General features: G+C 59.7%; 29 protein-coding genes and 3 pseudogenes. 1 reads left to right on the top strand and 31 read right to left on the bottom strand.

Annotated features, from left to right (window positions below; genetic code table 11):
* Positions 1-86 precede the first annotated feature (86 nt).
* The 20 genes from FPT12_RS12870 to FPT12_RS12775 are packed head-to-tail and all read right to left on the bottom strand — an operon-like array spanning position 87 to position 18,120.
* The gene (locus tag FPT12_RS12870; protein WP_145016599.1) at positions 87-1,313 is read right to left on the bottom strand and encodes a beta-ketoacyl-ACP synthase; all 1,227 of its coding nucleotides are present in this window, start codon (positions 1,311-1,313) and stop codon (positions 87-89) included.
* Entirely contained in the window at positions 1,313-2,041 is a 729-nt protein-coding gene (gene fabG / locus FPT12_RS12865) for a 3-oxoacyl-ACP reductase FabG (RefSeq protein WP_145016598.1), read from the bottom strand. Before fabG ends, FPT12_RS12870 begins: the two co-directional genes overlap by 1 nt.
* Complete coding sequence (locus FPT12_RS12860; RefSeq protein ID WP_145016597.1) at positions 2,038-2,517, bottom strand: hotdog family protein; 480 nt, start codon at positions 2,515-2,517, stop codon at positions 2,038-2,040. Before FPT12_RS12860 ends, fabG begins: the two co-directional genes overlap by 4 nt.
* Entirely contained in the window at positions 2,514-3,710 is a 1,197-nt protein-coding gene (locus FPT12_RS12855; protein ID WP_145016596.1) for a beta-ketoacyl-[acyl-carrier-protein] synthase family protein, read from the bottom strand. The genes FPT12_RS12860 and FPT12_RS12855 overlap by 4 nt, the downstream gene beginning before the upstream one ends.
* Positions 3,707-4,192, bottom strand: coding sequence for a DUF3261 domain-containing protein (locus FPT12_RS12850; protein ID WP_145016595.1), 486 nt, complete (start codon positions 4,190-4,192; stop codon positions 3,707-3,709). Before FPT12_RS12850 ends, FPT12_RS12855 begins: the two co-directional genes overlap by 4 nt.
* Positions 4,192-4,932, bottom strand: a complete 741-nt coding sequence (locus FPT12_RS12845; RefSeq protein WP_145016594.1) for a class I SAM-dependent methyltransferase — start codon at positions 4,930-4,932, stop codon at positions 4,192-4,194. The genes FPT12_RS12850 and FPT12_RS12845 overlap by 1 nt, the downstream gene beginning before the upstream one ends.
* A complete protein-coding gene (locus FPT12_RS12840) occupies positions 4,929-6,179 on the bottom strand; it encodes an NAD(P)/FAD-dependent oxidoreductase (protein ID WP_145016593.1) in 1,251 nt (416 codons plus the stop codon). The genes FPT12_RS12845 and FPT12_RS12840 overlap by 4 nt, the downstream gene beginning before the upstream one ends.
* Positions 6,166-7,326, bottom strand: coding sequence for a sodium:proton antiporter (locus tag FPT12_RS12835; RefSeq protein ID WP_145016592.1), 1,161 nt, complete (start codon positions 7,324-7,326; stop codon positions 6,166-6,168). Before FPT12_RS12835 ends, FPT12_RS12840 begins: the two co-directional genes overlap by 14 nt.
* Positions 7,323-9,662 carry an MMPL family transporter gene (locus FPT12_RS12830; protein ID WP_145016591.1) on the bottom strand — a complete coding sequence of 780 codons (2,340 nt, stop codon included), beginning with the start codon at positions 9,660-9,662 and terminating at the stop codon, positions 7,323-7,325. Before FPT12_RS12830 ends, FPT12_RS12835 begins: the two co-directional genes overlap by 4 nt.
* Positions 9,646-10,245 carry an outer membrane lipoprotein carrier protein LolA gene (locus tag FPT12_RS12825; protein ID WP_145016590.1) on the bottom strand — a complete coding sequence of 200 codons (600 nt, stop codon included), beginning with the start codon at positions 10,243-10,245 and terminating at the stop codon, positions 9,646-9,648. Before FPT12_RS12825 ends, FPT12_RS12830 begins: the two co-directional genes overlap by 17 nt.
* Positions 10,242-10,667, bottom strand: coding sequence for a thioesterase family protein (locus FPT12_RS12820; protein WP_103317158.1), 426 nt, complete (start codon positions 10,665-10,667; stop codon positions 10,242-10,244). The genes FPT12_RS12825 and FPT12_RS12820 overlap by 4 nt, the downstream gene beginning before the upstream one ends.
* A complete protein-coding gene (hutH, locus tag FPT12_RS12815; RefSeq protein WP_145016589.1) occupies positions 10,660-12,204 on the bottom strand; it encodes a histidine ammonia-lyase in 1,545 nt (514 codons plus the stop codon). Before hutH ends, FPT12_RS12820 begins: the two co-directional genes overlap by 8 nt.
* A complete protein-coding gene (locus tag FPT12_RS12810) occupies positions 12,185-13,132 on the bottom strand; it encodes a glycosyl transferase (RefSeq protein ID WP_145016588.1) in 948 nt (315 codons plus the stop codon). Before FPT12_RS12810 ends, hutH begins: the two co-directional genes overlap by 20 nt.
* A complete protein-coding gene (locus FPT12_RS12805) occupies positions 13,129-13,863 on the bottom strand; it encodes a glycosyltransferase family 2 protein (RefSeq protein WP_145016587.1) in 735 nt (244 codons plus the stop codon). Before FPT12_RS12805 ends, FPT12_RS12810 begins: the two co-directional genes overlap by 4 nt.
* Positions 13,864-13,892: 29 nt before the next feature.
* The gene (locus tag FPT12_RS12800) at positions 13,893-15,572 is read right to left on the bottom strand and encodes an acyl-CoA synthetase family protein (RefSeq protein WP_145016586.1); all 1,680 of its coding nucleotides are present in this window, start codon (positions 15,570-15,572) and stop codon (positions 13,893-13,895) included.
* Entirely contained in the window at positions 15,569-16,114 is a 546-nt protein-coding gene (locus tag FPT12_RS12795; RefSeq protein ID WP_145016585.1) for a hypothetical protein, read from the bottom strand. Before FPT12_RS12795 ends, FPT12_RS12800 begins: the two co-directional genes overlap by 4 nt.
* The gene (locus FPT12_RS12790; protein WP_145016584.1) at positions 16,111-16,365 is read right to left on the bottom strand and encodes an acyl carrier protein; all 255 of its coding nucleotides are present in this window, start codon (positions 16,363-16,365) and stop codon (positions 16,111-16,113) included. The genes FPT12_RS12795 and FPT12_RS12790 overlap by 4 nt, the downstream gene beginning before the upstream one ends.
* A gap of 9 nt (positions 16,366-16,374) precedes the next feature.
* The gene (locus tag FPT12_RS12785) at positions 16,375-16,635 is read right to left on the bottom strand and encodes a phosphopantetheine-binding protein (protein ID WP_054595267.1); all 261 of its coding nucleotides are present in this window, start codon (positions 16,633-16,635) and stop codon (positions 16,375-16,377) included.
* Positions 16,616-17,425 carry a 1-acyl-sn-glycerol-3-phosphate acyltransferase gene (locus FPT12_RS12780; RefSeq protein WP_145016583.1) on the bottom strand — a complete coding sequence of 270 codons (810 nt, stop codon included), beginning with the start codon at positions 17,423-17,425 and terminating at the stop codon, positions 16,616-16,618. Before FPT12_RS12780 ends, FPT12_RS12785 begins: the two co-directional genes overlap by 20 nt.
* Positions 17,401-18,120: a beta-ketoacyl synthase chain length factor gene (locus FPT12_RS12775; RefSeq protein WP_145016582.1), complete on the bottom strand. Its 720-nt coding sequence runs from the start codon at positions 18,118-18,120 to the stop codon at positions 17,401-17,403. Before FPT12_RS12775 ends, FPT12_RS12780 begins: the two co-directional genes overlap by 25 nt.
* A 359-nt stretch (positions 18,121-18,479) precedes the next feature.
* Here FPT12_RS12775 and FPT12_RS12770 point away from each other — a divergent pair, with 359 nt between their 5' ends.
* Entirely contained in the window at positions 18,480-19,250 is a 771-nt protein-coding gene (locus FPT12_RS12770; RefSeq protein WP_071552275.1) for a ParA family protein, read from the top strand.
* An 87-nt stretch (positions 19,251-19,337) separates the two neighbouring features.
* On the opposite strand, the gene trxC is transcribed toward FPT12_RS12770, so the two are convergent.
* From trxC to FPT12_RS12715, 11 genes and pseudogenes are all read right to left on the bottom strand, one after another.
* Positions 19,338-19,772 (bottom strand): thioredoxin TrxC, encoded by a 435-nt coding sequence (gene trxC, locus FPT12_RS12765; RefSeq protein WP_145016581.1) that lies wholly within the window; start codon positions 19,770-19,772, stop codon positions 19,338-19,340.
* An 82-nt stretch (positions 19,773-19,854) separates the two neighbouring features.
* Positions 19,855-21,069, bottom strand: a complete 1,215-nt coding sequence (locus FPT12_RS12760) for a type II toxin-antitoxin system HipA family toxin (protein WP_256676727.1) — start codon at positions 21,067-21,069, stop codon at positions 19,855-19,857.
* Entirely contained in the window at positions 21,069-21,374 is a 306-nt protein-coding gene (locus FPT12_RS12755) for a helix-turn-helix transcriptional regulator (protein WP_145016580.1), read from the bottom strand. The genes FPT12_RS12760 and FPT12_RS12755 overlap by 1 nt, the downstream gene beginning before the upstream one ends.
* Positions 21,375-21,721: 347 nt before the next feature.
* Positions 21,722-21,949, bottom strand: a complete 228-nt coding sequence (locus FPT12_RS12750; protein ID WP_145016579.1) for a hypothetical protein — start codon at positions 21,947-21,949, stop codon at positions 21,722-21,724.
* A 36-nt stretch (positions 21,950-21,985) separates the two neighbouring features.
* Positions 21,986-22,312 (bottom strand): DUF6124 family protein, encoded by a 327-nt coding sequence (locus FPT12_RS12745; RefSeq protein ID WP_145016578.1) that lies wholly within the window; start codon positions 22,310-22,312, stop codon positions 21,986-21,988.
* A gap of 284 nt (positions 22,313-22,596) precedes the next feature.
* Positions 22,597-23,118: an SMI1/KNR4 family protein gene (locus FPT12_RS12740; RefSeq protein WP_145016577.1), complete on the bottom strand. Its 522-nt coding sequence runs from the start codon at positions 23,116-23,118 to the stop codon at positions 22,597-22,599.
* A 2-nt stretch (positions 23,119-23,120) separates the two neighbouring features.
* Complete coding sequence (locus FPT12_RS28340; RefSeq protein ID WP_178098744.1) at positions 23,121-23,348, bottom strand: HNH endonuclease; 228 nt, start codon at positions 23,346-23,348, stop codon at positions 23,121-23,123.
* Positions 23,349-23,488: 140 nt separating this feature from the next.
* Positions 23,489-23,782, bottom strand: a pseudogene (locus FPT12_RS12730) (DUF4123 domain-containing protein); the annotation flags it as partial.
* A 24-nt stretch (positions 23,783-23,806) separates the two neighbouring features.
* Positions 23,807-24,616: a hypothetical protein gene (locus FPT12_RS27970; RefSeq protein ID WP_145016575.1), complete on the bottom strand. Its 810-nt coding sequence runs from the start codon at positions 24,614-24,616 to the stop codon at positions 23,807-23,809.
* Positions 24,617-24,652: 36 nt separating this feature from the next.
* Positions 24,653-25,398: pseudogene (locus tag FPT12_RS28335) on the bottom strand (type VI secretion system tip protein VgrG); the annotation flags it as partial.
* A 313-nt stretch (positions 25,399-25,711) separates the two neighbouring features.
* Positions 25,712-26,062: pseudogene (locus FPT12_RS12715) on the bottom strand (Hcp family type VI secretion system effector); the annotation flags it as partial.
* Between the last annotated feature and the right edge of the window lie 75 nt (positions 26,063-26,137).

Raw genomic sequence — 26,137 nt, 5'->3', positions numbered from 1 at the left:
CCCTCAACGCAATCCCGTCCATGTTCGCCTCGGCGTGACATTTATGGGTCTTGGTATCGGGGGCTCCTTGACCTCGAAGTTTTAAGTTACGACCAGCGCCGAAAGATCAGCGACGTGTTAACCCCACCGAAGGCGAAGTTGTTGTTCATCACATACTGGCAGCTCATCTGGCGGAACTCGCCGCGCAGGTAGTCCAGTTCGCCGCAGCGTGGATCGATGTCGTCGAGGTTGAAGGTGTGCACGTACTCGTCGCTGTTCATCATTTCAATGCTGAACCAGGACTCCAGTGCACCGCAGGCGCCCAGGGTGTGGCCGAGAAAGCTCTTCTGCGAGCTGATGGGCATGTGGCTGCCGAACAGGCTGTTGGTGGCCAGGGTTTCTGCGATGTCGCCTTGCTCGGTGGCGGTGCCGTGGCCGTTCACGTAGCCGATGGCCGAGGGCTCCAGACCTGCGTCTTCCAGTGCCAGCTCCATGGCCCGACGCATGGTGGTTTGCTCTGGGCGGGTGGCGTGCTGGCCGTCGGCGTTGCTGCCAAAACCAACGATTTCGGCGTGGATATGCGCACCACGGGCCAGTGCGTGTTCGAGTTCTTCGAGCACCAGCATGCCGCCGCCTTCACCGATCACCAGGCCATCGCGCGCACTGTCGTAAGGCCGTGGGCTGGTTTTCGGGGCGTCGTTTTTCAGGCTGGTGGCGTAGAGCGCGTCGAACACCATGGCTTCGGTCGGGCACAGCTCTTCGGCGCCGCCGGCGAGCATCAGCGGCAGGCGGCCGAACTTGATCGCCTCGTAGGCATAACCGATGCCCTGGCTGCCACTGGTGCAGGCGCTGGAGGTCGGGATCAAGCGCCCGGTGAGGCCAAAGAAAATGCTGATATTGGCCGCCGTGGTGTGCGGCATCATTCGCACGTAGGAGTTGGCGTTCAGCCCTTCAGCCACCGAATTAAGCAGCATCTTGCCGAAGGCCTTGATTTCGTCGGTGCTGCCGGTGGATGAGCCGCAGGACACGCCCATGCGGCCGTCCTTGATCGACTCGTCACCGAGCAGGCCGGCATCGGCCAGTGCCTGTTCTGCCGCGCCGACCGCCAGCCGGGAAACCCGGCCCATGCTGCGCAACTGCTTGCGTGTCCAGTGGCTCGGGACGATGAAATCATCAATGGGACCGGCCAGGCGCGTGTTCAGTTCGATGAAACGATCCCACTCGTCCATGCGGCGGATGCCACTGCGATTGGCCTTGAAGTTAGCGCAGATGGTCTCCCAGTCGCTGCCCAATGAGGTAATGCCGGCCATGCCGGTGACGACGACGCGTTTCATCAGCACAGGCCTCCGTTGACGGCCAGCACCTGCCGGGTGATATAGCCCGCTTCGGCGGACATCAGGAAGTTCACCGCACTGGCCACTTCTTCAGGGGTGCCCATGCGTTGTGCAGGAATCATTTTCAGCAGCTCTTCCACGGGGACGTTTTCGTCGAGCATCGCAGTGTCGATCAGGCCCGGCGCGACGCAGTTGACGGTGATCTTGCGTTTACCCAGCTCGATTGCCAGGGCCTTGGCGGCACCGATCAACCCGGCCTTGGAGGCGCTGTAGTTGACCTGCCCACGGTTGCCGATCAACCCGGAAACCGAGGTGATGCACACGATCCGCCCGGCGGCGCGCCGGCGAATCATCGGCATCATGACCGGGTGCAACACGTTATAAAAACCGTCGAGGTTGGTGCGCATCACCACGTCCCAGTCGTCCTCGCTCAGGGCCGGGAAGGCACCGTCGCGCGTCAGGCCGGCGTTGAGCACCACGCCGTAATAGGCGCCGTGGGTCTCCACGTCGGTTTCGAGATGTGCCTTGCAGCTGGCGCGATCCGATACGTCGAATTGCAGGATGCGTGCGCGGCGGCCCAACGCTTCGATTTCAGCCTGAACGGCTTCGGCGTCGCTGCGACCGCTACGGCAATGCAGCACCAGATCAAAGCCGGCCTGGGCCAGGCGTAGTGCGATGGCGCGGCCGATACCACGGCTGGAACCGGTGACCAGTACGGATTCAGTCAAGACTGGGCTCCAGTAGTGCTAGAAGAAGAGTGGGATTCATGTAGATAGTGAGCCGCCTGAGGTGGGCAGAACACATTCAGACGGGCCATGGCATGAATGCCGGGCGCCGTCAGGTGACATTCGAAAACGCCCATGCCGTTGTCGTCTTCGAGCGAACGCAGGGCGTGGATCGTCAGTTCGCTGCCGAGTGGAAAGTGTTCCACATTACATTCAAATTTACGCGTACCGAGCAGGAATCCAAGCTCTACCGGATTGCCTCGCTCACGTGCGCGACAGCCGGCGTACGCGGCCACACTTTGCGCCATCAGCTCGATACCGACCCAGGCCGGCAAACTGCCGTCGGGCTGGTTGAACAGGCCACCGGGCTTGACGGTGAGGCGGGTGTAAATCTGTTCTTCGTCGAACGACAGCACGTGATCGATAAGGATCATGTCACCCGCGTGGGGCAGCAGTTCGGCGAGAGGCCAATCAATCATTGGGCGTCTCCGATAATCAGGCTGACGTTGTTGCCACCAAAGGCAAAGGAGTTACTCATCAGGCAACGTGCAGTGCTTGGTTCCAGGCGATCAGCGGCGGTCACAAAACTCAGCGCTGGCAGCTGCGGGTCGGGCTGGCCGTCCCAGACCTGCGGTGGCAGCGCGTGTCGGGTGTTTTCGCGGCTCAGGCTCAGCCAGCAGAACGCCGCTTCCAGCGCTCCGGCCGCGCCGAGGGTGTGGCCGGTCATGGGCTTGGTTGACGAGCAGGGCACGCCCACCGGGAACAGGCTGTTGACCGCCAGGCTTTCCATGGCGTCGTTGTGCTGGGTGGCGGTGCCGTGCAGGTTCAGGTAGTTGATCCGCTCAGGCGCTAAACCGGCGCTGCGCAGGGCCTTGTTCATCGCTTGCAGGGCACCGCGCCCGCTGGGTTCCGGGGCGGAAATATGGTGCGCGTCGGAGCTGGCACCGCTGCCCAGCAGGGCAATCGGTTGGCTGCTGCCGAGGTGTTTGCTCATCAGGAAAAGTACCGCCGCTTCACCTATGTTGATGCCGTTGCGATTGACCGAGAACGGATTGCAGCGCTGCTCGGATACCGCATCCAGCGCCGAAAAACCGTTGAGAGTCAGTTTGCACAGACTGTCGACGCCGCCACACAGCACCGCATCACACACACCGAGGTCGAGCAATCGCTGGGCACTCAACAAGGCGCGGGCGCTGGAGGTGCAGGCGGTGGAAATCACATAGGCCGGACCGCTTAGTTGCAGCCAGTCGGCGAGGAAGTTCGCCGGGGCGCCAAGTTCCTGTTGCTGGTAGTCGTATTCTGGCGGGAACTGACCGTCCCGCAGGTAATGGGCAATCCCGCGACTGGCTTCGTCGATGCCAGAAGTGCTGGTGCCCAGGACGATACCGATGCGCCCACGGCCATAGGTTTGAATGGCGTGTTCGATGTCTTCGCGGATTTGCAGCGCGGCGTCCAGCAGCAACTGATTGTTGCGGGTGTTGTGCTGCTTCAGTGCCGCCGGGATCGCGGACAACTCGCCGCGTGCCGCCGCCACCGGGAGCGAGCGCTCAGGCACCCAGCCGGCCTCGACGCGCATTCCCGAGCAGTCGCCGGCAAACAGGTTACGGGCCACTTCGTGTTTGTTGCGGCCCAGGCTGCAGATCAGCCCGAGGGCGTTCAGGTAGGCCGTCATGGCGCAGTCTCGGCGGTCAGCGGGGTGACGTGATAGTTCAACTGTTCGGGCAGCGTCAGCACGAAGTCCGACGGGGTTCGATACAGCACCTGCCAATGCGGCGTCAGCGAGCGCAAAGCAGCATGACGTCGGGCAGCAGGATAATTATTGAGCAACTCGGCCTCCGGTGTCAGGGCGAATAACAGCGCTGCAAACAACTGGCGCGCTTCCGGGTTGGGCGGTAGCAAACCGTCGGCCTGCCACTGGTTGTCGATCAGGCGCTGGCGAGCCACCGGAATGCCCAGTGGGTCCATCAGCGACCAGCGAATGCCGGTACCTTCGCGCTGGATCACCAGCAACCAGTCCTGGTGTTGATCGGCCCGTTGCCGCTCGACATGTAATTGCAGCGGCAAGGCCAGTGTCGGGTTGCGCTCGGGCAGCGGCGGCTGGCTGGCGCAAGCGCTCAGCAGCAAGGCACAGCACACGAGCAGGAGGCGAATCATTAGCACATACCTTCGAGCGGTTTACGGGCAACCACGTTGACCAGGGTTTCTTCCCGTTGGCCAAGCGGTTTTGGGCGGCGCAGTCCAAAGCGTTCGAGCAGACCGAAATCCTTCGCGCGACTCCACCACAGATAAGGGTAAGACACGTTTTGCGGGCCGAATTCAAAACCCTGCTGACGAATCATCTGCAAATAACCGTCGGCGCTCTTTTGCACGTGCATCGGGTGGCGGAACAACCAGCGAATCACCCAGGTGTCGATGTAGGCTTCGGTGGACTCGGCAAACATCAAATAGCCGCCCGGCTTGAGCACCCGATAGAACTCGGCGAGGGCTCGTTCCTGCTCCACCAGGTGGTGGAAGGTCTGATGGCAGAACAGCAAATCGACGCTGGCATCCGGCATCGTGAGGGTCGCGCAATCGCTGCCGATCAGTTCGACGTCGATGTTCTGGCGCTGCGCCTCTTCGCCGCTGAGCATCAGGCTGTGCGGGTCGGCGTCGAGGCCGATCAGCCGTTGCGGGGCAAACACCTGATGCAGGTACTGGAACGACTTGCCCTGACCGCAACCGGCATCCAGCAGCACCGGATGGCTGGGCAGTGCTTCGCTGAACAAGCTGCGCAGGTCGTTGATGGCCACCCGCAGCACGTGGTGCTGCCAGGTGAAGCTGCGCAGGAACCAGAACCCGAAGCGGGTTTCTTCGACGTAACTGTCGCTGAGGTACTGTTGTTCGGAGTCACTCACGTCGCATCACTCGCACAAATCTCCGAGAGCATGCGCAACCGGCGCTTGGGCTCGCTGACGAACGGATTGCGTTCGTCCCAGGCGTAACCGGCGAGGATCGCGCTGATCATGCGGCGGATCTCCGGAGCGCTGCCAGGGTGGTAGATCACATCCTGGAAGGTCCCGGCGTACCAGCCTTCGACGTAGCAGCGGAAGGTGTCGACACCGCGCTTGAGAGGTTCGGCAAACTCGCGTTGCCAATCCACGCTTTCACCTTGCAGTTGGCGATGCAGAACGCCGGCGGCCATGCTCGCCGAACGCATGGCGATGGTGACGCCGGAGGAAAACACCGGGTCAAGGAACTCTGCGGCGTTGCCGAGCAAGGCGAAACCCGGGCCGTGTAAGGTTTTGACATTGGCCGAGTAGCCGCCGATGGTCCGCGCGGGTGTGTCCCAATGGGCGTTTTTCAGCACCTTGGCCAAGCTCGGGGTTTCGGCGATGAAGCCACGCAGGCATTCGTCGAGATCGTCGCCGCGGCCTTCGAAGTGTTCGGCTGCGGCAACCACGCCCACCGAGCAGCGACCCTGGCTGAACGGGATGGTCCAGAACCAGATGTCGCGCTGGGTCGGGTGGGTGGTGATGAGGATCTTTTCACGGTCGAAGTGCGGGTCGTCGTCGATGTGGTCGTCGATGTGGGTGAACACCGCCTGGCGCAGCGGGAAGTTCGACGGTGCTTCGAGGTCGAGCAGGCGCGGCAAGACGCGGCCGTAGCCGCTGGCATCGAGCACGAAGTCGGCTTCCAGACGGTATTCGCTGCCGTCTTCACGGCGAGCACTGAGCTGAGGTTTCGCCAGTTCGAAGTTGGCACTGATGATCGTCTCGCCGTAACGGATTTCCACCCCTTGCAGCGCTGCCTGATCGGCCAGCAACTTGTCGAAGTCAGCGCGCTGGACCTGGAAGGTGGTCGGCTTGCCATTGCTGAAAGTGTCGCCGAAATCGAACGTGCTGTAGCGCTCGCCCCAGGCGAACGCCGCGCCGTTTTTCAGCTGAAAGCCGGCGGCTTGTACCGCTTCGAGCATGCCGGCTTCTTCGACGAAATCCAGGCAATGTGAGAGCAGGCTTTCGCCGATCGAAAACCGTGGGAAGTGCTGACGTTCAATGATCAGCACGTCATGGCCGTTACGCTTGAGCAGCGCAGCGGCGATGGCGCCCGATGGGCCGGCACCGATAACGATGACCTGGCGACGTTCCGTATCAACTGTTGGCACTGGAGCTCCTTGCCGGGGCGGCGAGCTGTGAGGGGATTCGCTGCACACCGGCAAGTGCCGGCAGCAGCGTTGCGATCAAACCCATCAGCATCAGCGCGAAGTACAGCGCGGGGCTGATCAGCTGTTGTTGCAGCAGCAGGTTGAGAAAGACGATCTCGCTCAAGCCGCGAATGTTCAACAGTAGACTTTCGCGCCAGCGGCTGGCGCCAACAAACGATGCGCCGGCCCAACCGAGGCCGAGCCAGTTACCCAGCAGCTTGCTGGCAATGGGAAACACCAGCAGCGCACCGAGCTGCGTCCAGCTGAGGCTGTCCATGGCGCTGTGCACGTTGATCTGCACAATGCCGAAGGTCAGGATCAGCGGGATTGCGATGCCGTTCTGCAAGCGGCTCATCCAGGCTGCCGATAACGGTAGCACCAGCGGTAGCTTGAGAGCCGCCATGCACAACAGATAACCGATGCCGAAAATCAGCGCATTGAGTTTGAAGTGTTCCGCCACCACCAGCAGTGCGAAGAAGCCCAGGCTGTGCAGCAGCGGCTGACGCAACCCGAACACACGCAGCAACAACGGCAGGCAGGCGCCGGCCAGCGGCAGCAGCAGGCTGCTCAGGTGCAGGCTGCCTTGGGCGAAAGCGAACAGGCTCCAGCAGGTCAGGTCGATGAGGATTGCAGTTTGCACCAGTCGGCGAGTAGCGACCGGTGGATAGTTGATGTGCCGCAGGTACAGATACAGCACCGGGATCGCCGTGATCGCGAACAACAGGCCGACTGCCAACGAGCTCAACCATGGCTGAGCCGGCAGCAGCCAAATGGCGGTCGCCAGACCACAGACGAACGGAATGCCGAAACTCGGCAAGGCGATTTTCAGGCTCTGGCGGTCCAGCTTCAGGTCGATCACGTCGCTGAGGATATGCCCCAGCAACAGCGCGAAACTCAGGCTGTAGAGGTTTTTCAGCCAGCCTGGCGAGACCAGCTCGGCACCGCTCAACTGCCAGTACGGTTCAATCCAGAAATACATCAACAGCGGCAGGCCGAAGGTCGCCAGCAGCAACTGGCTGACAATCGGGATCAAGCCAAAATGCCGCCCGACGCGAGTCGCCACGGCGAACAGCGCCAAGGCCAGCAGCCAGAACAGCACGCTCATCATGCTGCCGGCTCCGCAACGGGCGCGGCCTGCGCCGAAGGTCTGGCCCACGGCGCGAGGATGAAGCTGAAGGCCAGCCCGAGGCTCACCGAAAGACCGAAGTTGCTCACCGCCGGGGTGCTGGAAATCGCCAGCAGACCAAACGACAGCCATGTGGTCGCCGCCGCCAGCAGCGTGCCCAACAGGCTCACGGCGGCCCCGCCGATCTGCTCGCGCATCAGGATCGCGTAATCGACACTGATGGCCGTCACCAGCAGCAGCCCGAACACGCTGAACAGCGTCAGTGGCTGGCCCAGCCACCCGAGGCTGGACAGGCTGCACAAGGCCGCCAGTAATGGCAGTGCGACAAGCCGCAGGGCGCCGCCAAAACCGAAGGGTAGAATCAGCAGCAACACGATCAAGCCGCAGGACATCAGTTTCAGTTCAGCCGCACTGATCTGGGTGGCGGCGAAGACCTTGTTCAGGTCGTCCAGACGATCCACCAACTGCACACCCGGCAAATCCAGCGCTTGCACCCGTAGCAATGCGGCATCGTTCAAGCCTTGCAGGCTGATCATGGCCGCCACGCCATCATCCGAAGCGCCCAGCCACAGCGGGCGCCACGGCTCGGCCAAGGGCCCGGCCAGCGCCGTGTCGATGTCTTCGACCGGCAAGGCCTGCAACTGTGCCAGTTCGGCTTGCAGTGCGGTGACCGGGATACCGAGGTCGAGCAACGGTTGCCAGAATGCCGGGAGTTTATTCAGCGCTTCGCGAACCTGTTGCTGCTCGGAAGGAAGGCTGACCAGCTGACTCAGCGCCAGGTAGCCTTTGAGCTTGTCCAGATTGACCAACTGATCCAGCCGCTCGCTCAGGGCTTTCTGGCGTTCGAGCAGTTGCTGTTGATTGGCCGCGCGCACCAGGAAGAACTGACTGGTAGGTTGATAGCCGGTGATCCGTGCAATGGTCTGCGCTTCATTCGTCAATTGCGGCGGCGCACTGACCCACTGACGGATGTCGTTTTTCGTGGTCAGGTGCCACAGGCCTCCCGCACAAAAGGCCAGGACCAACACCAGCAGGACCGAACTGCGCACGCGTTTGAGCAGTACTGCACGCACGTTCACCAAAAACTCGGCCACCCGCAGCGGCCACTGCGCGGGTCGCAGGTCCGCGCCCTTGAGCAGCGCCGGCAACAAGCACACCGCCGACAGGTAGGCGCCGAGCAGACCGGCGGCGGAGAACACGGCAATCTGGGTCAGCGCCGGGAACGGTGTCCAGGCCAGTGCCAGATAACCGATGCAGCTGGTGGCCAGGCTCAGGGTCAGCCCCGGCAAGGTCAGGCGCAGTGCGGGCCAGCTGTGCCAGGGTTTCAGGCTCCAGCTCTTGGACAGGTAATGCAGCGGGTAATCGACGGCGACGCCGATCAGGCTCGACCCGAGCACCAGGGTCATCACGTGCATATGGCCAAACAGTGCGACGCAGGCCACCGCGCCAAACAGCATGCCGACCAAAACAGGGATGAAGGCCAGCAGCACGCGGAATCTGCGGAACGCCAGCAACAGCAGCAACAGGATGCCGACAGTTGCGCCACCGCCGACCCAGGTAATTTCACGGGTCGCTTGCTGTTGCCCGTTGGCGGCGTACAGCAGGCCACTGGCCGCGAGTAATTGCACATCGGCCTGCGTGGCTTCTTCGCGGCTGTGCTTGAGCAGCTCGGCGACCTTCAGCGGCAGTTGCATATCGAATGCGTTGCCGCTGGTGCGGGCTCGAAGCATGACCCAGCTTTTGCCATCGGCGTCGGCGATCAACGTGCCGCTGCCAATGTCCAGTTGCACTGAACCGTGCTGCGGTTGGCTGTTTTGAATGCGTCCGGTCAGGCCCAGCCAGTCATCCTGGCTCGGCACCAGGCTGAAACCGGTAAAGGGGTCGAACAGCGCTTGCACGCGCTGCTGGATGAAGGCTTGCGGTTGTTCGATCAACTGTTGCCGATCGGCGGCCGAGAGCATCGCCAACCGACCTTGCAGCAGCTGCGTGCGCAGTGCGGGCAAGTCGGCTTGCAGGTTCCATTGGACTTTCTCGAACAGTCCACTGGCCAACCACTGTTCGCCGAGCTTCTGGGTCATGGCGATGGCTTGTTCGCGATCAGCGTGGCCGACCAGCACCAGCATTTCGCGGTTCAGCGGTTCTTGCATGCGCTGTTCGGCCTTGAGCTCCAGCGCATCCGGCGCGGTGCCCGGCACCAGATCCATCAGGTTGGCCGACAGCGGTGCGCCGTCGTGCCATTGCCAGCCGGCGAGTGCAAGCACCGCCAGCAGCAGGGTCAGAAATAGCCGTGGAAGCATCCGTTCACTCGGCAAAGTCATGTTGCTCCGCATCGCTCAATGGGTTGGCACTGGTGGTGTCCTGCATGCGCAAAACGGTGCTGTCGCCCTGGGTTTCCAGCAACTCGATGCGCTGCACCAGTTCGCCGCCGTCGATGTTGATCTGATTGAACACTTGCTTGAGCAGCATCGAGCGCGGGGTCAGCGTGAGCTTCCAGTGTTGTGCTTCACCGCTCAGCGACAACTCGAAATCCCGCTGCAGCCCGCTGCTGTCACCTTGCAGTACTGCGAGGAAGATGCGGTTCTGCTCGGCACCGGCACTTTTGCCCGGCAGCATTTGCCAGCCGCTGCTGTCACGCCGCGCGATGCCTTTGGTGCTGATCCGGTAATCCTGTTGCAGTGGAGTCTTGAGCAACCACAGCAAACCGTGATCCCTGGCCAGCACGAACGAGCCCTTGCTGGTCAGCGGTTGCGGCAGGGCACGCAGGTGTTTTTCCTGAATGAAGTTGCCGTGGATCACGCTGGGTTTGGCCAGTTGATCGCTCAGCTGTTGCAGGTCGAAGGCGTTAGCCAGCGATGCAAAACCCAGCAACAGCAGCAGTCCGAAAGGTTTAAGAAACCTCATGGCAACATCCTCTCGACCGCATCGGTAAACACCTTCGGCGACGCCAGTTGCATCTCGCGGCTGGCGACGTGCACGGCGACCTGCACCGAGCTGGCGCGGGTCAGGCGTTCGCCAGTCGCGAGGTCGCTGATCAGGTAGCTGATCTTCAGGCGGTTTTCCCATTCCACCAGACTGGCGCGGACGTTGAGCGTCTGGCCGAACACCGCGCCGCGCACATAACGCAGTTGCAAGTCGATCACCGGCCACGCGTAGCCGGATTCCAGCATGGCGGTGTAGTTGTGGCCGAGCTGGTCGAGCAGGGCGCAGCGGGCGACTTCCAGGTACTTCACGTAATGGCCGTGCCAGACCACGTTCATCGAATCGACGTCGAAGAACGGCACGAGGATTTGCGTATCGGCGTGAAGCACTCCTTTGCTACGCATGCAGCCTCCAGTGTTGTTCAGCGATGCGTTGCAGGCACAGGCGCAATTCACCTTCCAGTGCGCGGTCTTCAATGACCGGCGGAAAATCCTTGGCGAGCTCTGCTTGCATCGCCGCCAGCGCCGGCGGCAATGGCCGGGCGTCTTCTGCCTGGCTGCGCAACCAGACCCCTTGATTGGCCGCCAACAGGGTCGCGGCGGCAACCTGTTCGGTCAGCTCCAGTACGCGGATCGCATCACGGGCGGCGATGGTGCCCATGCTGACTTTGTCCTGGTTGTGGCATTCGGTGGAGCGTGAGAACACGCTGGCCGGCATGGTGTTTTTCAACGCTTCGGCGGTCCAGGCGCTGGTACCGATCTGCACCGCTTTAAAGCCGTGGTTGAGCATCGCGCGCTCGGCGCTGGCGCCCGACAGGTTGCTCGGCAAACCATGGTTGTAACGTTCATCCACCAACAGCGCGAGCTGACGGTCAAGCAGGTCGGCAACGTTGGCCACGAGGTTTTTCAGGCTGTCCATGGCGAAGGCGATATGCCCGCCGTAGAAGTGCCCGCCGTGCAGCACGCGTTCGGCTTCGGCGTCGATGATCGGGTTGTCGTTGGCGCTGTTGAGTTCGATCTCGATGAACGAACGCAGCCAGTTCAGGCTGTCGGCCAACACGCCAAGCACATGCGGCGCGCAACGCAGCGAGTAGCGGTCTTGCAGGCGATGCAGCGGTGCGGTCGGTGCGTCGATCGCCAGATCCTTGCGCAACCACGCGGCTACTTGCATCTGGCCCGGGTGCGGCTTGGTGGCGAACAGGCGCTCGTCGAAGTGCTCCGGATTGCCTTGCAGGGCGACCACGTTCAGTGCGGTGATGCGGGTGGCCAGTTGCAGCAGATAGTCGGCACGGGCGAAGGCCAGGCAGGCGAGGCCGGTCATGACCGCCGTACCATTCATCAACGCCAGCGCTTCCTTGGGCCGCAGCACCAGCGGCTCCCAGCCGAGTTCGCGGTGTACGTCGGCAGCCTGCCGGCGTTCGCCCTTGAACAGCACTTCGCGCTCGCCGGACAAAGTGGCGGCCACGTACGACAGCGGTGTCAGATCACCGCTGGCGCCCACCGAACCCTCTTCCGGGATCAGCGGCAGAACGTCGTGTTCGAGGAAGGCGTGCAGGCGCTCCAGCAGCTCGATGCGAACCCCGGACACGCCATGGCACAGCGACTGCAAACGCGCCGCAAGCACCGCGCGGGTCGCCTGGGCGTCGAGCAGTTTGCCCAGGCCGCAACCGTGGAAGGTGTACAGATGACGCGGCAGCGCTTCGACATGCTGCAGCGGCACCGCGACCACGCAGGAATCGCCGTAACCGGTGGTCACGCCGTAGATCACACCTTCCTTGTCCAGCAACGAATCGAGAAACCGCGCGCCCTTGGCGATGCGCTCACGGTATTCGCTGTCGTTTTGCAGTTGCACGGGCGCCTGACGGTTGGCCAGGGCCAGCACGTCTTCGATGCGCAAAGGGAGTTCGCCGAAGGTTACCGGCTCAAGCAGATGCGTCGTCATCGGTCTTCCAGAATGGGTAAAAGTTGAACCATTGTTGGGGCGCCTCAAGGCAGCATTGGCCGAGGCGTTCGGCGTAGCGCGTGGCCCATTGGTGAATCACTTGCTCGCGGTCGCTGCGCTTCCACACCACCGCATCGGTGAAGGGCTCGATGATCAGTCGATAGTCACCCGTTGGTTTTTTCAGGCACATCAGAAAATTGACCGGGCACTTCAACAGGCCGGCCAGCAGCCACGGACCTTGGGGGAACGCGGCCGGATGACCGAGGAAGTCCACCGTCACGCTGCGCCCGCCGTGCAGCGGCACACGGTCGCCGGCAATCGCCAGCCATTCGCCGCGTTCCAGGCGCTGGCTCAGTTGCAGCATGATCACCGGGTCCAGTTCGCTGACCTGGATCAGCCGCAGATTGGTCGCGCCCGCTTCGCCCAGCAGGCGATTGAAACGCTCGGCGTGCTTGGTGTGCACCAGCACGTTCATGGTGACCCTTTCACCGAGTTCGGCGAGAGCCCGGCAAACCTCGAGATTGCCCAGGTGAGCGCCCACCAGCATCTGCCCGCGTGTGCCGCGCAATTGATTGCGCAACAGCGCCGGGTCGATGATTTCGATCTGTTCGATGCTCAACTTGCCGTTCCACACGTCGAGCTTGTCGAGCATGGAGTCGGCGAAGGCCATGAACTGGCCAAACACCCGCCAATGAGACGGGCGCAATTCGCTGCGGCCGCTCCAGTCGGCGAGGTGCTGCTGGTATTGCCAGGCGCTGTGGCGGGCGCTGCGACCGAACAGGAAAAAGTACAAGACGATGCCGTACAGCAGCGGGCTCAACAGCCGACGCCCGAGCACTTTTGCGCAGAGTGCAGTGAATTTCATCAGCCAGAAACTGCCGCGTTCCTTGTGATCGGCCCAGTGCTCGTTGTCTGCATTGATGCTCATGTTCGCCACCGTCGCCAAAGAATGACCGGCACCCGTAACAGCATGCCGAAGAACAGGCGGGTGTGCATGCTCGTAATCAGCACATTGTCGCGAAACAACCGAAAATGCGAGACGCCATCCAAGGGGTAGTGAACCTTGGTGTGCAGCCAACGCATCGGCGAATTACGCCAGGCCAGGCGCACAATGATGTCGGTGTCGAAGTCCATGCGATTGCCGATCTTCACCGAGTTGATGAGCGCCAGCGTCGGCGGCAACGGGTAGAGGCGAAAACCGCACATGGAGTCGCGAATCTGCAACGACAGGGTGTTGATCCAGACCATCACGTGCGTCAGGTAGCGGGCATACAAACGGCCCTTCGGCACACTGGCGTCGTAGAGCGGGTAGCCGCAGATCAGCGCGTCGGGATGGGCGCGTGACTGCTCGATGAAAGTCCGAACGTCACTGAGGTCGTGCTGGCCATCGGCGTCCACCTGCAAGGCGTGGCTGAAGCCCAGACGCGAGGCTTCGCGAAACCCGCTCATGACCGCGCCGCCCTTGCCCTGATTGACGGCAAGCTTGATCAGGAAAACCCGGTCACGCCGGGCCAGTTGCTCCAGTACTGCGGCACAGGCCGGGCTGCTGGCGTCATCCACCAGAATGCATGGCAGGTGGCAGGCGAGCAGCGCGTCGACCACGGCGGTGACGGCGGTTTCGTGGTTGTAGACCGGGATCACGGCGCAGGGGTTATGCATGTGTTGTCCCTCGCCACAGATGCATAGCTTTAAACATGCGCGGCCTCCAGCAAAATTCGTCCACTGGAGCAGGTGGCTGTCTCGTTGCGGTAGGCGAAATACAATTTGCTGCGCAGTGGGTCGAAGCGCAGGTGCAGCTGGATTTCGTCGCCGGGGCGCATTAGCTGCTGGAATTTCAGCACTTCCATGCCGGCAAACTTTATCGGCAGCTCCATCAGTTGCCGACCCAGGTTCAGCGCCCATTCGACTTGCACCACGCCCGGCAATACGGGCGTTTGCGGGAAGTGGCCGCTGAAGTAGGCGAGGTCCGGCGGCACCGCCAGTTGCAGGCTCCACTCGCCGTCGGCTTCGACCTGTTCCAATACATGCGGCGCCTTTGGACGGGGCGCCAGCAGCAGGGCTTCAACGTCGGCTTGCGGCAGTTTGCCCTGGGCGTTCAGCGGCAGTTGACGCAACAAGCGCCAGCGGCGCGGCAGGGCCAGGGTTTCGCAATGTTGACTCAAGTGCTGACGCAGTTCCTGGGTCAGGGTACGCCGGCCTTGGTTGCGCAACGCATGCAGACCCTGTTCGCTCAGCACCAGCAAGGCTCCCAGCGAGGCCCGGTTCTCCTGAACCACGCCGAGGCGCGCTTCGGCGACCCAGTCGTGGGCCATCAGCGCCTGTTCCAGCATCGGCAACGAGATACGTTTTTCTTCCAGCTTGACGATCCGGTCCAGCCGTCCGAGCAGTTCGAAACGACCGTCGGCGGCGATGCGCGCGGCGTCGGCGGTGTGTTCAACATGGTCGACCGGCAAGTACGGCGAGGCGATGAGTAGGGCTCCGTCACTGTCCTGGCTGAGCACGACATCGGCAAAGGGCTGCCAGAGATCGTCGCCCTGACGCCAGGCAATGCCACCGGTTTCCGAGCTGCCGAGAATCTCCGTCGGCCATTGTTGCAGGCGCTCGTGCAAGCGTTGCGCAGCCTCGGCCGGCAATGCGCCACCGGAGGAAAACACTCGGCGGACTGCGCTCAAGGCCGGCCAGTCGAGGTTGTCACCCATGCGCTTGAGCAGCGCCGGGCTGGCAACCCAGGCGAAGGCCGGGTGTTCGCGGCTGGCGCGCTGCAAGTCTTCCGGGAAGGCTAACTGTCGGCGTACGAACGGACGCCCGGCGCACAGCGGCCACAGCACCCGAAACAGCAAGCCATAGATGTGCTGCGTGCCGACGCTGCCGATGATGCAGGCGTTGCCCAGGTCCGCGCCCCACAAGCGCTCCAGCGCCTGAACTTCATTGGCCAGTTGCCGCAAGGTTTTCTCGATGCGCTTGGGTTCGCCGCTGGAGCCGGACGTGCACAGGCTCAGGTGACAGTGATCGAGATCCAGTTCGGCGGCAGCCAGTGGTGCCTGCTGGAAGTCAGTCAACTGTGCGTCTTCTGCCAAATCGGTCAGCCACAGGTCGACCGCCGTCGACCAGCGCAGACGGGTCTGGGGTTGCAGATCGGCGGGCAGCAGCACGCTGACCCCGGCACGCCAGGCGCCGAGCAGAGCAATTGCCAGTTGCGCGGCATCTTCCAGGTGCACGGCGATGCGCGTTACACCTTGTGCTTGCAGGCCAGCGGCGAGGCGCAGGGCCTGCTCGCACAGGTCGGCGTGATTGAGCGCGGGATCCGTCGTGACGGTGCGCGCAGGTAGTGCCTTGAGCAACAGTTGCTCAAGTTTTATCCAATTCATGGGTGGCCTCGTACCCGTTGTCGTATGAGCCATTCAATGGCAAACAGCAAACCCATTAACCCGTAGGAGATCAGGCCGGTGTACAACATCCACCAACTCAACGGTGCCCAGAGGGTCAGGGCGGCCGCGAGCAAACCGTTACAGAGGAAAAACACACTCCAGGCGATCGTCACCTGGCGGGTATAAACAATGGCCTTGTCCGGCAGATGCGGTTCGCGCAAACGCGCCAGCCGCTCGATCATCGGTTGCCCGAACTTCAGGCTCAGGCCAAACAGCGCCAGCATGAAACCGCTCATCAACACCGGGTACCAGCGCAGCAACACAGGGCTGTCGAACAGCGCCAGCAGCAGGCAAAACGCGATGGCAACCACCGCCATCCAGAGGCTGCCAGGGCGCCGTTCGCCCAGCAGCGCACGGGCCAGCCACAATCCACCCAGCAACAGACCGAACTGCCACGGGGCAAAATGTTCCATGCCGAAATACACCGCAAAGGGGTACAGCAGGCCCGCCAGTAGCAGGCCGAGGCCGATCAGTCGGCTCATGCGGCCGGTTGAACCAGACGGTGGACCGCCTCGACCACGTCACCGACAGTACGCACCGACTTGAACTCTTCGGCGGCGATTTTCTTGCCGGTCTGGCGTTTGATGTGATCGATCAGGTCGACGGCATCAATGCTGTCGATTTCCAGGTCCTGATACAGGTTGGCGTCCAGGGTCACGCGTTCGGGTTCCAGCTCAAAGAGTTCGACCAGGGCATCACGCAGGGTGTTGAAGATGTCGTCACGAGTTTGCATGGTCCGGTCTCAAGCTGCCTGTTTTGCAGTGACGAACGCCGCAAGGCTCGCCACGTTGGTGAAGTGACCACGAGTGTCATTGGCATCGGCGTCGATTTTGATGCCGTACTTTTTCTGGATCGCCAGGCCGAGTTCCAGCGCGTCTACCGAGTCCAGGCCCAGGCCTTCGCCGAATAGCGTCTGCTCGTCGCCGATGTCCTGCACGCCGATGTCTTCGAGGCCAAGGGCGTCAATGATCAACAGTTTTATCTCAAGCTTCAGATCGCTCATCTTCGGCGAGCTCCTTAATAAAGTAATGGTGAAAATAATCGTTGAGCTTGCGCGAGGCCTGAGGTGCAGGGCCCAGCGCTGCGAAGGCCTGTGGGTCTATATCGGCCCCTACACGGAAACTGAAGTGCACGCGGCGTTTGGGGATCCGATACCAAGGCTCGGCCTTGGTCAGGGTCGTCGGGCTGACTTTGATGACCACCGGGGTGACGATTCTCGCACCGCGCAGCGCGATTGCTGCCGCGCCCCGATGAAAGGCCGGTGGCTGGCCGGGTTGGGTGCGGGTGCCTTCGGGAAAGATGATCAGGGTCTGGTCGCTTTTCAGCGCGTCGGCAGCGGCGTCGAGCATCTCCATGCTGCCATCGTTGCTGATGTACTCGGTGCGGCGTAGCGGGCCGCGAGTGAAAGGGTTTTCCCAGAGGCTTTTCTTGACCACGCAGTTGGCATGGGGCACCAGGCCGATCAGAAACACGACATCGATCAACGACGGATGATTGGCGATGATCATCTGCCCTGGGCGCCCGAGTTTTTCCGCACCCTGGATGTGGTAGGTCAGCACGCCTGTGCGGGCCATGAACCGGACAAACGACCGGAATATCCGGCTGACAATATGCCGCGTTCGTTGTCGATGGGCCTGGGCATCGCCCGGCAGGCAGCCGAGCACCGGGAGAATCACCAGCCGCAGGCACAGCCCGCCGAACCCGAACAGGGCGAAGCTCGCGGCAGTGGCCAGCAGGCGCCAGTAATAGGCGTCGCGGTTTTTATCGGTCACAGGTTGCGTTGCCAGGTCCATACACGATTTTTCCAGGCATGTTGGCAGGTGGTCTGCTGGCCGAGCAGCGTGCGTAATAGATTCAGCGCGTGGGGCCAATGGGGGTTGGACAACGCATCCGAGGTGCTGTTCAGCGACAGCTGCCATTGATTTCCGGGCGTGATCAACAGGCCGACTGCATAAGGGAACGGCACATCGTCGATCCAGGTCGAGTAGGCTTGCGGCGGTTGCTCTTCGGTGATCACCAGCAATACCGCCGGCGCGCCTTCCTCAAGCAACGCTGCGGCCTCTAGCATGCCGTGTTCAAGGCCATCGCCGGCCGCCGCGAGGGCGGTCATTTCGCTGGTTTCGCCGCGCATGATCGACCACAGGCCGATGACGGCGTTGTGCACCGACAGACTGAACTGAGTCGGCGACAGCGGTTGATCGGCGGCCAGATCGTTGAGAATCTCGAAGGTGCGCGGGGTTTCGCCGTGACGGGAAATGAAGACCAACGGTAGCTGTTCGTGACCCTCGGCCAGCGGCCAGCCGACACTAAAGGCCATCCGCGCCAGACGACTGAGTCGCCGACGCTGCATGGCTGGCAAAAACGATACGTCGGGGGCAGCATCGCTGTTCTCGAGCACGACCGGTTGTCGGCTCCAGGCTTGCCAATCGTCCACGCTTTCGAGCCCAGGGGCCCAAGCGCGCCATTGGGCGATATTGAATTTGATCACTGAAAATTCATCCCGCCCCTGCGGGCTTCCTTGACGCGGTGAGTCGATTGAGCGACGACTGACCCGGCATGACGCTACCGCCGAGTGGCGCGCATTATCCCGGTGCGGCGGGCTTTCAGCAAATACTGGCCCCATTTTGTTCGGCGTGCCATGTCGTTTATCCGCGAAAAAGCTGTCGTTTTGCCATTATTCGGTTTTTTACAGACGTGTCTGTCAGTTGATTCATCACTCAAAGGGCGAAGTCGGTCGGTTTTTTGCCGAGATTGCAGCTGACCGTGCAGTCCGACTGCCAACGAGGTAGCGAAGCTGCGGTGTCGGCAACTACACTCGGTCATTCTTTGATACACGGAGGTTTTGACATGCGGCGCGTGGTGTTCAATCAGAAAGGTGGCGTGGGCAAATCCAGTATTGCCTGCAATCTGGCGGCGGTCAGCGCCAGCGAGGGCTATCGCACGCTGCTGGTGGATCTCGATGCCCAGGCCAACTCCACTCAGTACCTGACGGGTTTGACCGGCAACGACATCCCGATGGGCATTGCCGACTTCTTCAAGCAGACCCTGTCATCCGGGCCGTTCTCGAAGAAAAACCAGGTCGATATCTACGAAACCCCGTTCGACAACCTGCACGTGGTCACCGCCACGGCTGAGCTGGCTGACCTGCAACCCAAGCTTGAGGCCAAACACAAGATCAACAAACTGCGCAAACTGCTCGACGAACTGGCCGAAGACTACGACCGGATCTACCTCGACACCCCGCCAGCGTTGAACTTCTACGCGGTCTCAGCGTTGATCGCCGCCGATCGCGTGCTGATTCCCTTCGACTGCGACAGCTTCTCCCGTCAGGCGCTGTACGGCCTGCTGGCGGAAATCGAAGAGTTGAAGGAAGACCACAACGAGGACCTGCAAGTCGAAGGCATCGTGGTCAACCAGTTCCAGGCCCGCGCGAGCCTGCCGCAGCAGATGCTCGACGAACTGATCGCCGAAGGCCTGCCGGTACTGCCGGTGTACCTGGGCAGCTCGGTGCGCATGCGCGAATCCCACCAGGCCAACATGCCACTGATCCACCTCGACCCCCGGCATAAACTGACGCAACAGTTCGTCGAACTTCACAACCTGCTGGAAAATGCCTGACAGCCACCCACTGAACGCGGTCCCCTGTGGCGAGGGGGCTTGCCCCCTCGCCACCAAGTTCTGAGCTGAGCCTTCTACTTCAGGTCATCAAACTCCCTGACTCCGCAACCAACTCATCAACTGCGGCAATGGAAACGCCCCGCTCTGACGCGCCACTTCCCGGCCGTTCTTGAACAGAATCAAACTCGGAATCGAACGAATCCCCAACTGCGCCGACAACTGCTGATTCACCTCGCTGTCGAGCTTGGCCAACCGACACTTACCCGCCAACTGTCCCGCCGCCTGCTCGAACACCGGCGCAAACGACTTGCACGGTCCACACCAGTCCGCCCACACATCCACCAGCAACGGCAGATCGCCCTTGATCTGACTGGCGTAATCGGCTTGCTTCAGCTCGAAGGGTTTGTTCAGCAGGACTTCGGCTTTGCAGCGCCCGCACTTGGGATGATCGCCCAGGCGCTCGGCGGGGATGCGGTTGAGGCCGTTGCAGTGGGGGCAGGGGATGAGCAGTGGATCGGACATTGGAGAGCTCCGTAGAGGCGAGGCAGAGCTTTAATAGTTGGAGGCTGGTGGCAGAGATATCAAGCTCGATATCTTCCTGACGCTAAACCACTCTGGCACTACTGATGGCGCCAATAGCCGCTTCATAGTCCACACCGCTGAGTTGTGCCATGTAGTGCTCTCGTAACTCGCTTTCCCAGCTTAGTACCCGATCAAGAATGGTTTCGGCACCCTGTAGATCAAGTCCGAAATGTTCATGGTGGCTGAGGATGTTTTGCCGGCTGATCAGCGTCCCTTCGTTACCCAGTGCCATAGCCATCGTGGCGGGTGACTCCTGTGGGGATGGGACTATGTCGTACATCGGCGAAAGGCGCCAGGAGCCGTCACGCCAGATAATGGCCAGGTTCTTGGTGTGTGCATCGTCATTGCCGACCAGAACGTGAAAGCACATTTGAACGTAGAACTGCTCCAGATCTTCCAAGGGGACGCCGCGCCTGCGCATTTCATCGGCAACACCGGCATAGCGCCAGCGGCTGTGATCAGTCGAAGACCAGTCAGCATCCAGCAACGTCAGCGCACTGAGCATGGGGACCCTGCGCATGCGGCCATCGACTTCAACCCGATCAAAGCGATCCACCAACAACGTAGAGCGTTTATCTGTGATCAGCCGCGTTCTTGCGGTGTGGATACCTTTTGACGCCGCAAACGTCATGCACGCGTGTTCGATCGCCGGGATGTCGACGGTATCGAAGCGATCTCGAGCCTTGGCCAGCACCAATATATTGCCATCGCGCAGTGTGCGTTTTGGTCGGGCGCCACCAAGGGAAGAACGCTGACGGACCAACAGGAGTTTCTGCCGGTCAGGGTCGATAAGCTGATGGCTTTGAATGATATCGGCGGTATCGATGAAGTCCCCGAGCCCTTGCAGTGACGGGACCGATTCACCTCCAATACCCGGTGGAGATGTTCGCGCAGTTCCTGCCATGAGGTTGCCGGAGCGGTCGTTGTTAGGCGATCTGAGCAGCATCTCGATAGGCGTCATGGCTTGACCATGCAGAGACTTGAGTAACTGTTCGCCCCATGAATCGGGCATGCAATCGCGTATGAATCCCGGAATGCCGTTGTTGGTCGTTACCCGAAACACCTGATCGCTAGGCGGATAACGAATCGGATCCGGCACCCAATCGTTTTGCGCAAGGTAGGCGGGGGAGTATACGAACTCACCGCTGCCGCTGGGCCCCATGCTCAACCGCCCCAAGGTAACCGTCTCGGCGGTGAGTGGATGCTCCATGTAGATGTATGCCGCTGGGATGTTCATCAGAAGCTCTCTTCGGTCACGCGCTTGATGCGCACTCGCTGGCTCTTCAGCTCTGGGGCTTTTTTGCTGATCGGCTCGTCGTTGAATACTTCTGAAAGCAGGCCCAGATGCCATAACACCAGCATGAAGGTACGCAATTCAACGACGGGGTCGCCAGCCTCGATCTTGCCCAACGTGCCCGCGGCTACACCCACCAGTTTGGCGAGGTCTTTCTGCCTCAGACCGCGTTCCTGACGTCGTCTTTTGGCCAGGAGGCCTATTTTTATAAGGCTTTCAGCGCAATCGAGTGGGAAAAAATTGCTCATTAGGCTTTGCCAAAGTGATCTTTAAGTGGATTAAGCAACAGTATAGAAGGTCCTAATGATGTGCAAGGAAGGATAGGGTTGCTCAGATCAGTGTGTCGTCGCTTGTAGCGGGACAAAGTCCAGCACCCATGGGAGAGAAGAGCTATTTTCAGGATTTTTTGCTTGTAGTTAAGAGCCTCTATACGGGGTCTTAAGTCTGGTAAGGGTCAATATGATGATCCTTATTTGTGAGGTCTTGCTCTGTGGGTGCAGCCAGTGACACCTCGTGGGTGCCTGTGATGCGCTTATCTTTGGAGACCACAAAAAATGGGCGACCCCAAGGTCGCCCATATTCATTACGCCGAAACCTACGCCCGCAAGTGCCGCCCGATGACGTCCAGCAAGTCGCAGCCGTCGCGTAGCGAAATGACCAGCGCCTGCGCAACTTCGTGCAGGGCGAAGGTTTCCAGCAGTTGGGTGGCGCTGCGGATGCGGAAGGCCGCTGTTTCGTGCAACACGTCGAGCGGGGCTTCGGTGTCGATCAGCAGGGAAGGGACGTTGCAGTCCAGGCCGGTGATGGGCATGTATCGAGACATGGGGGAACACTCCATTCGATAGAACAGCGCGGCCCGTCAATGGACGGCGGACGGATTGAGCCGGCTGCCCGCCGAATCGGGCAGGTCGAGGTTCTCCAGCGCTCTGTTCACCAGCAGCTCGCCCAACCCGATCATCTGCTGAATACCCAGCGCTACGTTGCGGTGCGCACCTTCAAGCTCAAAGGCCAGGTCGGTGGTCATCGCGTTCAGCGAGGCCAGGGTTTCGCTGGCGTGGATTAGCAGGGTTTCAGTGTCGATGTTGGGGGTAACGGTGAAGACGGGGCTGGGACGTTGGGTAGGATTTTGGGTGTCGAGGGGATCGGTGGCGGTGAGGCTGAGTGGTTTGAGGGTGATCTTTTTCATGGTGAAGCTCCTTGAGCTATGGAGCCGCATAGCGGCATTTACATGCCTTGATACTGTTCAGTCTGTCAAAACTGGCCGCTGAGTTTGCGGCGACTCGTGAAGACTATCCATGTGATCGATTTCGAACAAGTTCACCTAAGTCGCTATAGCGTGCAGGAAATGTCCTAAGACTTGGCCTAGGACGGCTTTTTTGGGGAGGAGCAGGAAAAGGGCGCGGATTGACTTTCACTAAGTACCCAGATAATAAACTCGTCCCCTTCAGTTCATTTTATCTTTGCTTTTTTCTAGAAATTAAAGTGGGCACTGATTACTCCATCATCTTCGTCAAAGTCGATTTTTGCGTTCTCATCATCGGGCACTAGGTTTTCTATGAATTCGATAAAAGATGGGGCTATGTAGAATAATGAGCAGTCGTCGCTCGTCGCTTCGTGATACCAATAATAGATTTTTTCTGTTCTTTTGCTAATGCAAAACTGATCGCCACCACCGGATTCGCCAAAAACATAAAAGTCATTGTCTATCTGGTTGCGGTAGGTTTTGTTTTTTAGGAATATATTGTTTGAATCCGGGTTTAGGCCGTAGATTATGTCTAAGTCGATATATCCTTCCTCGTCTCGGACTGGGATTTTACTTTGCGTTTTGAGTTTTGCGCCGCGTGCGAAAATAATCGCACCTTTGAAATGGCTCAGTAATTCGGCCAATTCTGTTGGAGTGGCGATATTTTCTTTGTGGAGGATGCTCAGATCTTTTTCTTCGAAAAGCCTTGCTTCGGCGCCAAGTTTCTTAATGATTTGTTCGTGCAACATACTTATTTCCTCATGTTCGAAGCGGAACCAATATGTGGAATGTTTGAGTGCAGGTCGGTTGGGATAAGTTGAATTGTGACCTTGTCATGATGGTGAGGTGTTAGCCCTTTATCCTTCAGAAGCAACTTTGCAGCATTTGGACGATTCAAGTCTTTGGCTTCCTGTATTTTTTCATATATGGCTTTGAAGTAAGGCCGTGTTCCATCAAGCTCACCCGGTTCAAATTTCACTTCACCTTTAGACCATTGGGAGAAGTCGGGACGCCTGTTAGAAAAAGGAATAGGTTCGCCTTTTGTTATCTCATTAACAGCTGGGATATCGGAGTGCCAAGGGCTTTCGCCTAGTACTCCTTTCCCGTCAGTACCCCAGCGCCGAGGCCTTCGAGGATCGGATAGATATGCCGCCCATCCCAAAACCGGAAAAACACTTCAGTCCCGTCCGGCATGCGCACCGGAGTCAGGCTGCGCAGGTGTTCGAACACCACGTCCGGCGTACTGCTGGAAACCGCCAGCCAGCCCCAATCTTCGGTATCGGTTTCGGCAATCCATTCAAGGAACGCCGAGCGGGGTTTCAGCTCGGCGAGGTGCGGCATCACCGGTTGCCAGTCGGTAGCAGTGGGTTTTTTGGATAACCAAACCTGTGGAATGATGTTTTCAGATGTCACGACGGCCGTCCCTGATGGGTGAATCTAAAAACTCATGTCAGCTTCAATGTTCTCTTCATAAGTAGAGAGCAATTTCATAATGCTTTCGTTGCCGGAATATGTCTCTTTCAACTGCTTGAGTTTATGGTCTGTGCCCTTGCAGTATTTATTGATATCGCTGATGACACGTTTGAGGTTGCCCGGGTCGGCGGGGTCCGGCTCAGGGATATCGCCGCGTAGAGAGTCACAGTTATCTCTACTTTCGATGTAGCTGGATACGTCGGTCGGTACGGAGCGGTGCTTTTCCGTTTCGCAAGAATTAGAACTTGGCTCTATATCGTATCCAAGGTTTAAGTATAAGTGACCGCTCAGTATTCCATTTTTTCTTGAGAAAAGATGGATGCCTTCTTGGCTTAAACAGGTGCTGATTATTGTACGTTGACCCTTAACCTCAACCGCTGTGGCGCCATTTTCATTTGCGTTTTTGCCAACTACAGCTATGCCGATAAAAGGCTCTTTATATTGAATGTCGAGCCCGTAGACGTGCATGTCGGACTCGTTGAGCAGGTCGGTTACATCGCCCGGTTGCCGTTTTTCTCCATTTGACTTTGTTAACTTGCAGCAAGCGGCGGTTCCGTTGGCTTTAGGGGACTGGACTGAAATGGCTTCGCCGATTGAAACTTCCTGAGTGGTATATAAATAAGTCTTCCCGTCCGGGTCATTTTTAATGAATCCAAATCCGATATTTTGGGCAGGCGCTGACGTTGAAAAAATGCTTAAAATGATGAGTAGAACATGTTTAATGTCCATCGGGTGGCCAATGTGGTGGGTCGGAAACAAATTTTTTAACTCCATAATGTAGTACCTATGGGATTTGAGTCGCTTAAGTTATTAATCAAAATAGAGGTGCCAGAAGCATCTATGATTCTTTTCAGATATGTTGGATGTTGTCATGTCTATAGCTTTACGCTCTGTGTGCCGACTTGCAAGAGCCGGTGAATAAACAATTCCGTAGCCCGACGCCATACTGGTGGCGGCGCTAATTGATTGTGCTGATGTACTTTCATCATCGACTAAAAAGACCAGGTCGTGGCTGGTTTTTTCTATATCGCATATCCCTGCCTTGCACCTCTCACGCTCTTCACAGAACGGTGCGTTGCGCTTGAGGGTGTTGATTTGCGCCGGGGGGCAGCACGGCGCCAGTTTTGTCGGCGTCGGCTTGTTTGAGGATGCCGGGCATCAACGGCGCCGCTGCCCGGACTGCCGCCGCCCTTGAGGGGCAGTTCGCTGCCGGCTTCGAGCACGACTTTCAGGCCGCTGCTGAGGTGGATTTTCTGGCCGGCTTCGATGAACTGGCCGGTGCCGATTTTGATGTGCTGGTTCACGCCGACTGTCAGGTGGTCGTTGGCGCGGGTTTCAACTTTTCGGTCTTTGTGGGCGGTGTGGTGTTCTTCGGCCTTGAACTCGCCATAGCTGTTGGCCTCGACGGTGTCGTGCCGTTTGTTGCCGACGCGGATCTTCTGTTCGTGCTCGATGTTTTCATCCCAGTCGCGCTGGGCGTGCAGGAAGATCTGTTCCTGGCCTTTCTTGTCTTCGATGCGCAGCTCGTTGTAGCCACCGCCACCGGGCGAGCTGAGGCATGCCGTTTTGTGCAACAGGCTTTCGAGGTCCAGGGACGGGTTTTCGCGGACCAGTTCGACGTCGAGCGCGAACGGCTGGCTGATGGCTTCCCGGCCGCTGAGGGCGAGTACCTGAAGATCGCTCGCAAGACCTTCTACGGTCAGGGCGAAGTGACTCTGATTGGCCGGCGCGAACATCCGTTGTTCCTCGTGCAGTGCTGCGGCATCCATCGATAGCCGTTTGGGCGATCAACGAACGCAAGAATTCTTGGGTGGCGCAAACAACATCGACCAGCAGAGCTGGCCGATGTTTTGTAACGGTCGGCCAGACTTAGCCAGCGACCGGGGAACGCCAGTCATCGGAACCCGAAGTACCGGATACTTCGTGGGTCCAGGTGATTTTGCGGTAGGTGAACTCTACGTCTTCCAGGTGAGTGAAGTGCGAGTTCGACGGATCCTGGCAGTTGTGCATGTAGTCTTTGATGTCGACGATGATCGCGTCTTCAAGCTTGGTGGTGAAGTAGTGTTCCTGGGTGCCGGCCGCCGAAGTGCAGTACCACTGGATGGTGATTTCGGTCAGGCGCTCGCCGGAAGTCAGAGCTGCCAGCAGCAGTGGCGAGGACTTGTCGAACACTTTGGTGATTTTCACTGGTTTGTTAACGCGCTGGCCGGTGGGTAATCCTTAGATATCAAGCTTTGTGCTGGACTTGCCCCTTCAAAACCGGACACCAACTCCCCGTTAAATTGATGCCACTGC

Source organism: Pseudomonas sp. H3(2019) (assembly GCF_007713465.1).
Classification (GTDB): Bacteria; Pseudomonadota; Gammaproteobacteria; order Pseudomonadales; family Pseudomonadaceae; genus Aquipseudomonas.
The sequence above is the reverse complement of the archived record's forward strand: the minus strand, read 5'-3'. Positions and strand labels throughout refer to the sequence as shown.